Raw genomic sequence first — 13,414 nt, 5'->3', positions numbered from 1 at the left:
TGTAATATATGTCGAAGAAAAACAGCCTAATACGAAAAAAGAGAAACCGCTTTTTAGCGATTCCTCAGCTTTTATTATAAGCGACCATAACCTGCAAAATGTTCTTTCCAATAACTTTGATAAATACTAGAAATTTCTACGCCGTTATCACCAGAATGAATGAATTGACCGTTACCCATATAGATGCCTAAATGCGTAATACCTGCTGCGTACGTATTTTTAAAGTACACGATATCTCCAACCTTTGGAGAACTTACTTTAGTGGACATATTATAATATCCTGCTGCACTGGTACGTACAATTTGTTTACCAGATTGGTTGAATGTGTAATAAATAAAACCAGAACAGTCGAAGCCTCTTGGAGTTGTTCCACCCCAAGCATATGGTGTTCCAATAAAACTTTTAGCAATGTTAATGAGGCCATTTTTGTTCGTTGGGTTGCTAACTGGTTTTGTATTACTATTCGAACCAGACCCCGTACTTGGTTTTGTTACAGTTACTTTGCCTTTGACTTTAAGTTTTTGTCCAACATAAATGATGTTAGTTTTCAGATTATTCAGTTGACGAATATTTTCAACTGTTGTGTTATATTGTGCTGCAATCTTCGCAAGATAATCTCCATTTTTCACAATATATACAGATGTATTTGTAGAAGATGAAGGTTTCGAGTTCGATACAGGCTTTTTATTAGGTGTTGTAGTTGATGGTTTTGAAATAGTTGTTACTTTGCCTTTGACTTTAAGTTTTTGTCCAACGTAGATGATATTAGTCTTTAGATTATTCAGTTGACGAATTGAATCGACTGTTGTGTTATATTTCATGGCAATGGCGTATAAGTAATCTCCATTTTTCACAGTATAGACGCTACTAGAAGTACTTGATGTATTCAATTTTTTATTCGTAGTTGAACTTGATTTTTTTGGCGTTGTTACTTTTGATGAAGATGAAACTTTTAATTTTTGATTAACAAAGATTAAGTCAGACTTTAGATTATTTAGCTGTTTTAACTTTGCTACCGTTGTATTATGCTTCATTGCAATGACATATAAACTGTCTCCACTTTTAACTGTATAAGTTTTTGAACTGGCTTCTGCATCAGTGTGACCTGCGACCATAACGGCAGCTCCTACCGCTACAGCTGCATAGAGTGACTTTTTCATTCTAATTTCACGCTCCTTCGAATCAATACCATCTTTAGTCAATTACCTTTTAATAAAATTAACTAAACAAGTTTTTTATGTAATAAAGTATTAAAACATTCAAATGTTTGGTTCAATAGCCTTATATTTGTATTTATTCTAACATAGTCTAAAAGTATTGGAAATGCTATTTTTTTTAGGTAAAATGAATTTTTCAAAAATATTTCAACTCAAAACAAGTTTGATAGTATGCATATTTGATAGTGAAGGTGAAAATTAACAATTATAATAAAAATATATCAAGAATGAGGTCTTTTGAACCTACTTTTGAAATATTTGTCACGTACAGTATTTCACATAAAAGTCACATAAAATGGATGGGGAAATACTAGATGACTGTAGAGTTTCTTCTATATTAAATGTTATTAAGGTTATAAAGAGTAGGGCGAATTCAATGATTGATTTGGACACGCGCCTAGCTACTCGCTTCATTCACTCAAAATCATTCCACATAAAAATACCCTCTCAGAAATCTTCCGAGAGGGTATTTTCTTATTTATACAAGTGAGTGTTGCGCTACACTTTTCTTTTGTAGTTCATCAATTGAGTACACGCGTCCAAGTTCATCTTTATAAACGATATGTTCTTTTGAGAATTTAGTTGGTGAGTCAATACCTGCAGCAGCAGCAACACGGTATAAACCTTCACGTAAGTTTAGAATGTAGTTCGATACGCGATATTTCTTTTCGTCTACAATTAAACCATTTTGTAGTTTCGGATTTGTTGTTGCTACACCAGCTGGACACTCATTTGTATGACATTTTTGAGCCATGATACAACCTACTGAAATCATAAAGCCACGTGCGATGTTAATTAAATCAGCACCTAATGCTAGAATAATGGCTGCTTTATCAGCTGTAATGACTTTACCTGATGCGATAATTTTAACGCGATCACGGACGCCATAACGTACAAGTGCATCTTGTAATAATGGTAAAGCTGTATGAAGTGGTAAACCAACGCTATCAGCTAGTTCTTGATATGTTGCACCTGTACCACCTTCACCACCATCAATTGTGATGAAGTCAGGACTTTGACCAGATTCAGCCATATAACGTGCTAACGAATCGGCATCTTCAGGGCTACCTAGAACAATTTTAATACCAACTGGAAGACCACCAGCTTCACGAATATCATCAACAAAGTTGAATAGTGTAGGGAAGTCATCAAATTGACGGAAACGGTTTGGTGAGTTGATTGTTTTACCAACTTCTACACCACGAATTTCAGCAATCTCAGGTGTTACTTTTTCACCTTCAACGTGACCACCACGTGTTTTTGCGCCTTGTGCTAATTTTAATTCAAATGCTTTTACTTGTGGAATTGCAGCTTTTTCTTTTACTTTTTCAATGTTGAATTCGCCTTCAGGAGTACGGAAACCGAATAAACCCGAACCAATTTGAACGATTAAATCTGCGCCACCTTTTAAATGGTGTGGTGATACGCCACCTTCGCCTGTGTTCATCCAAGAACCAGGAACTTGACCGATACCAGTTGATAATGCTGTGATCGCATTTCGACCTAATGCACCGTAACTCATTGCTGATTGGCCGAACATGCCTTTTACATGGAATGGTTCGCGGCAGTTTGGACCTAACACAACTGCGTTTTCATCTGTTAATAACCAAGGTTTCGCATCTACAGGAACAGTATGTTCTTTACGAGAGAATAACTCGTCATGATCGATTACATATTTTTGTGTTTTAACAGGATTACTTTGATCTGCTTGCATCTCTTCAACTTGTTTTGTAAATGTGGCGTTACGAATATAAAAACCTGCTTCTTCAAAGTTACGTTTTGAACCGAAGCCAATTACACTACCTAAGTATTTCCCAGGCAATACGATGTGTAAGAATTCTTCACGAGAAAATGGTTTCCCTTTATTGTCATCATCGAAAAGGTACTGACGAAGCTCAGGCCCGATTTTTTCAGTTAAGTAACGTACACGTCCTAATACAGGGAAGTTACGTAAGATAGAGTGTTGTTTTTGTTTGCGGTCTAATAAATAGAAAGCGATTGCAAAAATGATTGGAATAAAAATTACCAAGCCAATAATAACTAATAATACAGTTGTCAACAGATTTTGCGAATCCATTGTGTCACGTCCTTTTCATGTTTTGATTATGTCTATTTTGTGAATGTATATCAATAATGGATTAAATATATCACAATTCGAGATAGATACAACCCCTTTTTCATAAAAACTATATAAAAAGAAAAGTCAGTTTATTTAAGTCTTTAATGTTTAAAGAAAAAGAGCGGAAAGTAGATTTCACGCTCTTTTCATTTATAGATTATTTTTTCTTCATTATAAGAGAAATAATATAACCGATAATGGCACCAATTAATGCTGGAATGAACCAACCAAGACCATATTCAGCTAGTGGAATTGCATTTACAAAGTCAGTGTATGCTTTAAATGTAATACCAGCAGCGCCTAAACCATCATATATACTGATGAAAGCAGTGAAGATCATCGCTGTAATATAGACAGGGCGTGCATCATTAAACCATTTTGAAGCAAGAACTAATAGCATTAAAACGATTGCTAATGGGTAAATCGCGAATAGAACGGGCAATGAAATTTTGATTAGTGATGCTAATCCAAAGTTTGCAATACCTGTACTGAAAACAGCAAATATAATAACCCATGTATTATAGCTAAATTGTGGGAAGATTTTATAGAAAAACTCAGATGAAGCTGTCATCAAGCCAATTGAAGTTGTTAAACAAGCTAAAATGATAACGATTGTTAATAGTACATTCCCGAATGAACCATATAATTCATAAGCCGACTTTGTAATAATCTCTGTACCTGAACCGATGAAACCAATTGTTTGAACAGAAGAAGAGCCGATGTAACCAAGTGATACATATACAAGTGCTAAACCAATTGCCGCAACAAAAGCAGCGAAGATTGTGATTTTTACAACAGCAGGACGATGTGTAATATTCTTACCCTTTAATGCTTGAACAATAACAATACCGAAAATTAAAGCGGCTAAAAAGTCCATTGTTAAGTAACCTTGTTTAAAGCCTTCACCGAAAGGACTTGATATATAACCTTCAACAGCTTTACCAGGACCAGCCATTGGTGTAACGATTGCTTTAATAGCTAATGTCGCAATAACGATTAATAAAGCAGGTGTTAATACACGTCCAACCGAGTCAATTAATTTACTTGGCTTCAATGCAAAGAACATTGTAACAGTAAAGAAAACAATTGTGAAAATTAGTAATGGCCAATAAGCATTTGCTGTTGCTTCTGATAAATATGGTTTTACACCTAATTCGTAAGAAACTGTACCTGTACGCGGCATCGCGAAGAATGGGCCAATTGCTAAATAGACAATCGCTGTAAAGATGATACCGAATTTTGGACTGATACGGCTTGCCATATCTTGCAGCTCACCGCCTGATTTTGCAACCGTGATTACACCAAGTAATGGAAGACCTACACCTGTTACTAGAAAGGCAATCATCGCGATGACAAAGTGGTCACCCGATTTTTGACCTAATTCTGGTGGGAAGATGATATTACCCGCACCTAAGAATAGTGCGAATAACATGAAACCTACTGAGATTTTTCCCCAAAGGGACAATGTTTGATTTTGCATATACAGAACTCCTTTTCCGAAAAAATACTTAAATAATTTATAATTACGAAATATTTGTTTTTATCTGAAAATTCAAATTACAGATGGAAAACTAACTTCAATATAGTAACATGAAAATGACCTAAAAGAAATGAAAAATTTATCTTACAAACATATTTTATGTTTTAAAGAAGTAATTGTGTATGTTAAATAGAAAAAAGAAGTATTTTAAAGGCTTGTAACGTTGATGTAAAAGGTATGTTAAGGTCTTGTAATTCTCCACTTAATTCCAAATACCTATGGTAATGTAGTGAATATGGAGGTGTGCGAGATGCACGTGTGGAAAAAACTACCCATTTATAAAAAATATTTATTTGCAGTAAGTGTAACAATTCTTTTATTCGCGATTATGACGATTCTGTTAGTTGGTCAAATTATCGAAAATCGAAAATGGTCCAATGAGTTAAATGAATTATCAACAGAAGTAAATCATTTAGAAAGTCTCTCAAAAGGATATGCGACGTTGTACATCGCCATCAATCATTATGTGGGTGATCCGTTACCAGGTTTTGAAGAAGATTATCAGAAAGCAAAAGAAAAAGTACAGCAAAAAATCAAAAATGTACAGTCTATAAGACAAGAGGAAATGCAATCGGTGTTACAGACAATGGATGATTTATACGAAAATCGTTTAAAAAAATCCGTTGAGAAAAAAGATAACATTGCAAAAAGAAGACAATTGAATTCAGTATATTATACATATAATCAGTTTGATGAAAAAATTATGAAGGAAACAGAAGCTTTATCGAAAGAACGTGTTTACATTGTAAAGCAAATGCAAACTTCCCAACAAAGTACGCTTGTATTATTAATCGGCTCCTTTCTAGTTGCAATTTGCGTATCATTCCTTCTTTTATTTATAACAAATCGACAAATTAAATTGCAATTGAAAAGTTTGTCAAATTCTGCTAAAAATGTAGCGAAAGGTAATTTACGTATTACAGATGTGCCGGTTGAAACACAAGATGAACTAGGTGACGTAACAGCCGCTATGAATCATATGAAAGAACAATTGAAGGATACACTTCGAATGATTCAATTCGGTGCTGTGGAGATTTCGCAGCATACAAGAGAGTTGAAAGACACAACGCGAGCGTCTTATGATGGTTCTGAGAATATGGAACTTCGTTTAAGTGAAGTGCTTGCAGAATCGCAAGAACAGCAAGCAACTTCAGAGGCAATTATTCATTTTGTTACGCATTTTTCAGAGAGTTTAGAAGATATGATTGGGCGTTTAGATGAATTGACGACAAGTGCTGTTACAACTGTGAAACATGCAAGAGTAAGTAATGAGTCGATGCACCATTCAGTTCAGACGATGTTTAAGTTGCAACATTTAGTCGGTGAAGCAGACGAAGAACGCCGCATATTAGAAGAAAGAATGACGGATATCGTACGCGTATCAAATAGTGTAAAAGAGATTTCACGTCAAACACATTTATTAGCATTGAATGCAGAAATTGAAGCAGCGCGTGCTGGTGAAAGTGGAAAAGGTTTTGCTGTAGTGGCGACTGAGGTACGAAATTTAGCAGAACAGGTGAATGTAGCAGCACAACATATTCAAAATGTATCTCAAGAAATTCATGCGCAAGGTGCACGCATGGCAGAAACATTCGAGAAAAGTTTAGAGTGTTCGCATGATACATTGGGAGCTGTAGAGAAAACATCTAATAATATGAAGAAAATTATGGAAGGGTTAGAGACATCACAATATCATTTCACTGCAATAGAAGAAAATGTTCAAACAATTGAGAGAGAAAAAGAACAGGCAGTCGAATTAATTGAGCAATTAGGTGATACGTTAAAACGTAGTACGCAGCAAATTGAAGAAACAAATCAGCTCGTACAAGAGAATAAGCAACAACATTCAACCGTTCTATATGAAGTGGGACAAGTTTATGAAAAGGTACAGGAGATGCAAAAATCAACTGAACGTTTTTCAATATAAGGTTTCATTTTTAAAAAAAGTAGGTATTGAAAGGAAATAAGGGAATTTATGAGTGCTTCTAAGTAGTTTTTAGGCTTTATATAAAATGATGCGAAGAAGCACTTCTTTTATTGCAACCTCTTCAAAAATGTAAGCGTCTTATTAAATAGGACATACTATAGTTAGAAATAAATAGTAGACACTATTCTCTTTTTAAAATTTCATGCTATAATACAGTGTATTTAGAATTACATTAAAATGAACTGTTGGTATAGAACAGTTTTTCATTATATAAGGAGGAAGAGTATGAGCTACCTCGCGTTGATTGCAGCTTTTGTTGCATCTGTATTACTAACTCCACTCGTTAAAAAGCTTGCATATCGCGTTGGTGCCGTTGATCGACCAAACTATCGTAAAGTGCATGCTAAAATTATGCCACGATTGGGTGGTCTTGCAATATTCCTCGCGTTTTTAATAGGTGTATTAATTTATCGACCTGAAAATGATGCGATGATTCCAATCTTAATTGCAAGTTTCATTATCATTTTAACGGGTGTTTTAGATGATATGCTCGAAATTTCAGCGAAGTCAAAATTCTTAGGTCAGACGATTGCAGCAGCAATTGTCATTTTCTTTGGAGATATTCAACTCGCATCAATTAACTTGCCATTCGGTGGCGAATTAGATTTTGGTTATTTAAGTATTCCGTTAACATTAATTTGGATTGTTGGGATTACGAATGCGATTAACTTAATTGATGGGCTAGATGGTCTAGCAGCTGGTGTGTCAACGATTGCATTATTAACACTCGCTGCCATGGCATTCATTATGAATGATGTATTCGTTCTTATGATGGCGCTAATTTTAGCAGCTAGTTCATTCGGATTCTTATTTTATAATTTCCATCCAGCGAAGATTTTCATGGGGGACACAGGTGCATTATTCCTTGGTTTTATCATTTCTGTATTAGCCTTACTTGGATTTAAAAATGTTACATTCGTTTCTTTAATCATTCCAATTATTATGTTAGGCGTACCGATTTCTGATACATTCTTTGCTATTGTGCGTCGTTTATTAAATAAACAACCACCTTTCCAGCCTGATAAATCACATTTACATCATCGATTATTAAGCATTGGTTTTACACATCGCCAAACGGTCTTAATTATCTATGGAATTGCTGCGATGTTCGGTTTAGCAGCCATTATCTTCTCTATGGCTAAGTTATGGGGAGCAATCTTACTCGGTATTATTTTATTACTTGTAATTGAATTATTTGTAGAAGTAATTGGACTGGCAGGAGCGAAATATCGCCCGCTACTCAATCTCGTTAAAAAAAAATAAAAAAATGAGTAACTAAAGGTTTTCAGCAGAATGCTTCTGTTGGAAGCCTTTTTTGGTGACTTAAATTAACTATTCCAGTGTGAATTCGAACATTGGTGTGGCGAAAATGGGTCACTCGAAGAAGTGGTTGGGACACTCGTCGTTCGATTCGGGACATTCACCCGTCGAAACGGGACATTGGAGGGCGAAACGGGTCACTCGCCCGACCTTTAAAACCCATAAAAAAGCGTGTGTACAAAATGTACACACGCCAATCATTTCATTTAGTTGTTATCACTATAAGAGTTTGAGCTATAGTCTTGTCCACCATTACTATTCCCACTATAGTTTGAATAACTACCATCTGATGGATTTTCACTCTGTTCTTTCGTTCCGGCTACGCCGTTATCCGTAGTGGTAGATTCATCATCAGTCGCATTCGTTGTTGTTGAATTGCTTGCATTCCCACCTTTATTACTATGAGAATCTAAACTTTGATCAGGTGTTAAACCAAGTTGTTTTTGAAGTTGTTGACGTACATTTAATACGCTTTCGTCATTCAATTTAAAATAGTAAACACCAGTTGACATATCATTTGTTCCTTCTAATTTAAGTGATGTAATTTTAGGCATCCCATCTTTTAAATAAGAGAAGAATGACTTCATCTCATCGAATTTCATATTCGTTGTCATATTGTCACCAATTGCTGTTAGTAAAGCATCATATTTTGTGAAAGATGAAACAGAAGTTGCTTTTTTCGCAATTGCTTCTAAAATCATTTGTTGACGTTCACCACGCTTAAAATCATCGTCATAGTGACGTGTACGTGCTAAAGCAAGTGCTTCACGACCATTTAATGTTTGAACACCTGGTTGTAAATGAACTGTACGTTTATCATTTTCATCTAACTCGTCTAATTTGTAAGGTACATCGACTTCAATACCATCTAGTGCATCAACGATTTGAATAAATGCATCAAAATTCAATTCAAAATAATAATCGACAGGAATATTTAATAAATTCTCGACAGAATCAATCGTTGAAAGGATACCTGTTGAATCTGTATGCGCATGTGTAATTTTATCTTGGTATTTAAACGCAGGAATATACACATAAGAATCACGAGGAATACTCAATAGTTTTACGCTATGATCCTTATTGTTGAGTGTAGCAAGCATCAATGAGTCTGAGCGTGAATGGGTATTTCCTTGTCCACGTTTTTCACTATCATCTACACCTGCAAATAGAATTGAAATATTATCTTCAAGCGGTTTTACTTGTTCTGTTCGTAATTCAGATTTCACGCGACCGTTATTATCATAAGCTTTATCTGCCGCTTTTTTACCTACATAATATAAATAGGCAAGGTAAGAGCCTGCAACGAGTAAGGCAATCAATAAAATAATTAAGGTTACTTTTAAAATCCCGCCACTCTTTTTTTGTTTCTTTTTGACGTGACTTTTGTAAACCTGTCTTTTTCTTGGCATAAAAGTTCTCCTTTAAAAATAGTCTTCATCGTACTCATGTCTTCTAGGTTGTAAGACGCTATTGTTTTTTAAATGGTTGCTTGCCAAATAAAATCAGACAATGATTTTTATTATACTATGTTTTTGCTGAAAATTAAAATTCTAAAAAGCGCTCTTCTATAACGGAGATAGTACATTGTCCACTTGTTAAATTTGTCATCCATTCTCTAAATGTATCTTCTTGAAAACGATCAACGAATACAAAGAAATCGACGCCTTCCATATAGACAATATCATCTAATATATAATCAGATTGTCTAATTTCATTTTCGATTTTACCTAGTAATGTGTAATCAACTGATACCTTCATTTTTTTGTGTAATTTTCGTTCGACAATTTGAGCTGCTTCTAATCCTTGTGAAGTCGCTTTACCATATGCACGAACTAATCCACCCGCACCTAATTTTATACCACCATAGTATCTAGTCACGACAACAACACAATCTTTTAATCCTTGTTTTTTCAAAACATCAAGCATTGGAACACCAGCTGTACCACTCGGCTCACCATCATCGTTTGCTTTTTGAATTTGATCATGTTCACCAATTAAGTAAGCAGAACAGTTGTGTGTAGCACTACTATGCTCTTTTTTTATGTGTTGAATGAACGATAAAGCTTCTTCTTCTGTCTCAACTCTGGTACAATGTGCTATAAATCTTGACTTCGAAATGATAAGTTCTTTAGTCCCTAAAGACTTAAGTGTTCTATAATTTTCTCTCATTTTGTTTTCTCCTTGTTAAAAAAATAGTAAGACCCTTAAAAATGTCACTGATTTGAAAAATATTTTATATATAGTTTTGACACAAAAATGTTATAATTGAATAGACAGTGCGAATTATTATAAATATAATTAACTAATTCAACCTTAAGACTAAGAATTGTAATGTAGCATGATTTATAAGGAGTATGGATATGGCACAAGACAAATTCGATATAAAGTCACTTGATTTAGTATTTAATCGAATGGTAAAAACGATTGATGAATCAAAACACGATATTTTCACAATTAGCGAACAAAGCCGTCGCTCATTTGAAGAAATGAAACTCGAGCTAGATGATATTCGTCATAAAATAAAGAATATCATAGAAGAGAACGATTTATTAGAAGAAAGATCAAAACATGCGCGTCAATATTTAGCAGAAGTATCAAGAAACTTTAATTCCTATACGGAAGAACAAGTACGAGTTGCGTATGAGGAAGCTAACAAGATTCAAATTCGTCATTCAGTGGTACAAGCTGAAGAAAAGACGTTACGAGAACGTCGAGATGACTTGGAACGACGTATGCGTAGTCTTCTTGACACAATTGAAAAAGCAGATCATCTAGTAAATCAAGTGAATGTTGTGTTAAATTACTTAACGTATGATTTAAAACACGTAGGTCCAGCTTTGGAAAATGCTAAGTTGAAAGAAGACTTTTCAATTAAGATTATTGAAGCAACAGAAGAAGAACGTAAGCGAATCTCACGTGAAATTCATGATGGTCCCGCTCAAATGCTTGCAAATGTACTTTTACGAACAGATTTGATCAATCGTACATATGATGAAAAAGGTGTAGAAAAAGCATTAGAAGAGATTCTTTCGTTAAAAGGGATGGTTCGCGATGCATTACACGAAGTAAGACGAATTATTTACGACTTACGCCCAATGGCATTAGATGATTTAGGCATCGTGCCAACACTAAAAAAATATTTGCACTCCGTAGAAGAGTATAATCCAAGCACTAAAGTTCATTTTTCTTCAATTGGTGAGGCGATTCGTTTAAAAACCAATTATGAAGTGGCTGTATTCCGTCTTGTACAAGAATGTGTAAATAATGCAATGAAGCATGGTCAGGCTACAGAAATTTTAGTTACGTTTATTTGGAAAAAAGATCATGTTGTCATGTCAATTAAAGATAACGGCACAGGATTCAATCCAGAAGAAAGTAAAGAAGGTTCATTTGGAATTATCGGTATGCGTGAGCGTGTAGAGCTATTAAGTGGTAAAATGGAATTAAACTCCGCACCACAACAAGGAACCGTTGTATTAGTAACGATTCCGCTTGATAAAAAGAAGTAAATATAAATATATGATTTCGTTTCTATAGGAGGAACAGTAACATGACAAAAATAGTTATTATAGACGATCACCAACTATTCCGTGAGGGAGTAAAAAGAATACTTGATTTCGAAAGTACTTTTGATGTGATTGCAGAAGGTGACGATGGTGTCGATGCACTTCGTTTATACGAAGAATATTCACCAGATGTCATTCTAATGGATATTAACATGCCTCAAATGAACGGTATTGAAGCAACAGAGCAACTAATTGCGAAATATCCAGAAGCAAAAGTAATTATGCTGTCTATTCATGATGATGAATCATACGTATCACACGCATTAAAATCAGGTGCATTGGGTTATATGTTAAAAGAAATGGATGCCGATGAGATTGTTGGTGCGATTAAAATCGTAGCTAAGGGTGGTTCATATCTACATCCAAAAGTAACACGTAACTTAGTAGCAGAATACCGTCGTTTAAGTGAACGTGAAAATAAAGGTAACTTCCATCAAACAGAAATTCGTCGTCCATTCCACTTACTAACAAAACGTGAGTGTGAAGTACTACAATTATTAACAGATGGTCAAAGTAACCGTGCAATCGGAGAATCATTATACATCTCTGAAAAAACAGTTAAAAACCACGTATCAAGTATTTTACAAAAAATGAACGTAAATGACCGTACACAAGCTGTTGTAACAGCAATCAAAAATGGTTGGGTAGAAGTGCGTTAATTATTAGATGAAAACTCGAAGCAGTGATTTGCTGTTTCGAGTTTTTTTATTTGCAGTTTAAAGGGCAACTTTTTTGACAAGAAATCGTTCTATAAAGTACATTAATCGGAGTGAAAAATATAAGATTGTGTGTAAGTTCCATGCTACAATAACCTGGGGGGTTAGGAAATGTCATTTAAGCATATTACATTAGCGATATTTTGTGTCTTATTGCTTTCTGCATGCAGTAGCGAATCTTCAAAGCAGACAGAGTCGTCTTCAACAGCAGTAGATACAACACAAGAAAATCGTAATGAAGATATGACAGTTTCACAAAACGATCAAACGTCTGAAGAACAACAGTCACCTGTTGTTTCACATAAAGAACAAGCTAGTCAAAAACAAGAGCCTGTAAAAGAAAAAACAGAAACACCTGAAAATACATCACCAACACAAGAAGAAGTAAAGCAACCTGTTCAGCAAAAAGAACCTTCTAAAAAAGATGACACTGAAGGGCATGATGAAAATGTTGAAACTGTAGGGTATTCGGTTGTAGAAGGGGATGTAGATGAAGCAGAAGATATTCCGAAGCAAGACCAGATGAATATCTTAGCAGCTTTTAATGAATATATTGATGCATTTAACGATCAAGATTTAAACCGTTATAAACGGGTGTTAGCACGAAATCCTGAAGGCTTTGACCTTCAAGAAGACTTAATGAATACAAACAATATTTTCGAAAACTTTGATATGAAGCGTACAGCATCAAATATTACAATTACCGATTACACTGGGAATCGTGCAAATGTGTATGCAGATATTTTAGTCGAAGTCACACAGAATGATAGTGAAGTAAGAGATGAAGGTAAGCAACTAACACAATTTGTAAAAGAGAGTTCAGGTTGGAAAATCACTTCATTACAAGCAATTGGAAGTGCAGCAAACCAAGGGCAATAATGGACTTTGGGACCATTTATTTCAATGATGGTCTCTTTTTTTTATTTCCATTTACGTCATAAATCTTATA

10 protein-coding genes are annotated in these 13,414 nt (G+C 34.8%); 5 read left to right on the top strand and 5 right to left on the bottom strand.

Annotated features, from left to right (window positions below; all coding sequences use genetic code 11):
- Window positions 1–74: 74 nt before the first annotated feature.
- From ASO14_RS12055 to brnQ, 3 genes are all read right to left on the bottom strand, one after another.
- Window positions 75–1,160: a C40 family peptidase gene (locus ASO14_RS12055; RefSeq protein WP_068455640.1), complete on the bottom strand. Its 1,086-nt coding sequence runs from the start codon at window positions 1,158–1,160 to the stop codon at window positions 75–77.
- A 535-nt stretch (window positions 1,161–1,695) separates the two neighbouring features.
- Window positions 1,696–3,294 carry an FMN-binding glutamate synthase family protein gene (locus ASO14_RS12050; protein ID WP_068455637.1) on the bottom strand — a complete coding sequence of 533 codons (1,599 nt, stop codon included), beginning with the start codon at window positions 3,292–3,294 and terminating at the stop codon, window positions 1,696–1,698.
- A 199-nt stretch (window positions 3,295–3,493) separates the two neighbouring features.
- A complete protein-coding gene (brnQ, locus tag ASO14_RS12045; protein ID WP_068455634.1) occupies window positions 3,494–4,816 on the bottom strand; it encodes a branched-chain amino acid transport system II carrier protein in 1,323 nt (440 codons plus the stop codon).
- Between the two features lie 310 nt (window positions 4,817–5,126).
- Here brnQ and ASO14_RS12040 point away from each other — a divergent pair, with 310 nt between their 5' ends.
- Both ASO14_RS12040 and ASO14_RS12035 read left to right on the top strand, forming a co-directional pair.
- Window positions 5,127–6,803 carry a methyl-accepting chemotaxis protein gene (locus ASO14_RS12040; protein ID WP_068455630.1) on the top strand — a complete coding sequence of 559 codons (1,677 nt, stop codon included), beginning with the start codon at window positions 5,127–5,129 and terminating at the stop codon, window positions 6,801–6,803.
- 285 nt (window positions 6,804–7,088) lie between these two features.
- Window positions 7,089–8,126 (top strand): glycosyltransferase family 4 protein, encoded by a 1,038-nt coding sequence (locus ASO14_RS12035; protein WP_068455627.1) that lies wholly within the window; start codon window positions 7,089–7,091, stop codon window positions 8,124–8,126.
- Window positions 8,127–8,389: 263 nt separating this feature from the next.
- On the opposite strand, the gene ASO14_RS12030 is transcribed toward ASO14_RS12035, so the two are convergent.
- Window positions 8,390–9,592 (bottom strand): LCP family protein, encoded by a 1,203-nt coding sequence (locus tag ASO14_RS12030; protein ID WP_082701474.1) that lies wholly within the window; start codon window positions 9,590–9,592, stop codon window positions 8,390–8,392.
- A gap of 133 nt (window positions 9,593–9,725) precedes the next feature.
- Window positions 9,726–10,352, bottom strand: a complete 627-nt coding sequence (locus tag ASO14_RS12025) for a YigZ family protein (RefSeq protein ID WP_068455624.1) — start codon at window positions 10,350–10,352, stop codon at window positions 9,726–9,728.
- A gap of 191 nt (window positions 10,353–10,543) precedes the next feature.
- Between ASO14_RS12025 and ASO14_RS12020 the strand changes: the two genes are divergently transcribed.
- The 3 genes from ASO14_RS12020 to ASO14_RS12010 all read left to right on the top strand — a co-directional run bounded on the left by ASO14_RS12020 (window position 10,544) and on the right by ASO14_RS12010 (window position 13,344).
- Window positions 10,544–11,692 (top strand): sensor histidine kinase, encoded by a 1,149-nt coding sequence (locus tag ASO14_RS12020; protein ID WP_068455621.1) that lies wholly within the window; start codon window positions 10,544–10,546, stop codon window positions 11,690–11,692.
- Between the two features lie 41 nt (window positions 11,693–11,733).
- On the top strand, window positions 11,734–12,408 hold the full coding sequence (locus tag ASO14_RS12015) for a response regulator (protein WP_068455618.1): 675 nt from the start codon (window positions 11,734–11,736) through the stop codon (window positions 12,406–12,408).
- 168 nt (window positions 12,409–12,576) lie between these two features.
- A complete protein-coding gene (locus tag ASO14_RS12010; RefSeq protein WP_068455615.1) occupies window positions 12,577–13,344 on the top strand; it encodes a nuclear transport factor 2 family protein in 768 nt (255 codons plus the stop codon).
- Window positions 13,345–13,414 lie beyond the last annotated feature (70 nt).

Source organism: Kurthia sp. 11kri321 (genome assembly GCF_001534765.1).
Classification (GTDB): Bacteria; Bacillota; Bacilli; order Bacillales_A; family Planococcaceae; genus Kurthia; species Kurthia gibsonii.
This window is presented reverse-complemented; position numbering and strand designations above follow the sequence as displayed.

Excerpts from the sequence above, each read along its gene's own strand:
- ASO14_RS12050 (WP_068455637.1), bottom strand. The coding sequence starts at position 3,294 with ATGGATTCGCAAAATCTGTTGACAACTGTATTATTAGTTATTATTGGC.
- ASO14_RS12020 (WP_068455621.1), top strand. The coding sequence starts at position 10,544 with ATGGCACAAGACAAATTCGATATAAAGTCACTTGATTTAGTATTTAAT.
- ASO14_RS12030 (WP_082701474.1), bottom strand. The coding sequence starts at position 9,592 with ATGCCAAGAAAAAGACAGGTTTACAAAAGTCACGTCAAAAAGAAACAA.
- brnQ (WP_068455634.1), bottom strand. The coding sequence starts at position 4,816 with ATGCAAAATCAAACATTGTCCCTTTGGGGAAAAATCTCAGTAGGTTTC.
- ASO14_RS12035 (WP_068455627.1), top strand. The coding sequence starts at position 7,089 with ATGAGCTACCTCGCGTTGATTGCAGCTTTTGTTGCATCTGTATTACTA.
- ASO14_RS12015 (WP_068455618.1), top strand. The coding sequence starts at position 11,734 with ATGACAAAAATAGTTATTATAGACGATCACCAACTATTCCGTGAGGGA.
- ASO14_RS12055 (WP_068455640.1), bottom strand. The coding sequence starts at position 1,160 with ATGAAAAAGTCACTCTATGCAGCTGTAGCGGTAGGAGCTGCCGTTATG.
- ASO14_RS12040 (WP_068455630.1), top strand. The coding sequence starts at position 5,127 with ATGCACGTGTGGAAAAAACTACCCATTTATAAAAAATATTTATTTGCA.
- ASO14_RS12010 (WP_068455615.1), top strand. The coding sequence starts at position 12,577 with ATGTCATTTAAGCATATTACATTAGCGATATTTTGTGTCTTATTGCTT.
- ASO14_RS12025 (WP_068455624.1), bottom strand. The coding sequence starts at position 10,352 with ATGAGAGAAAATTATAGAACACTTAAGTCTTTAGGGACTAAAGAACTT.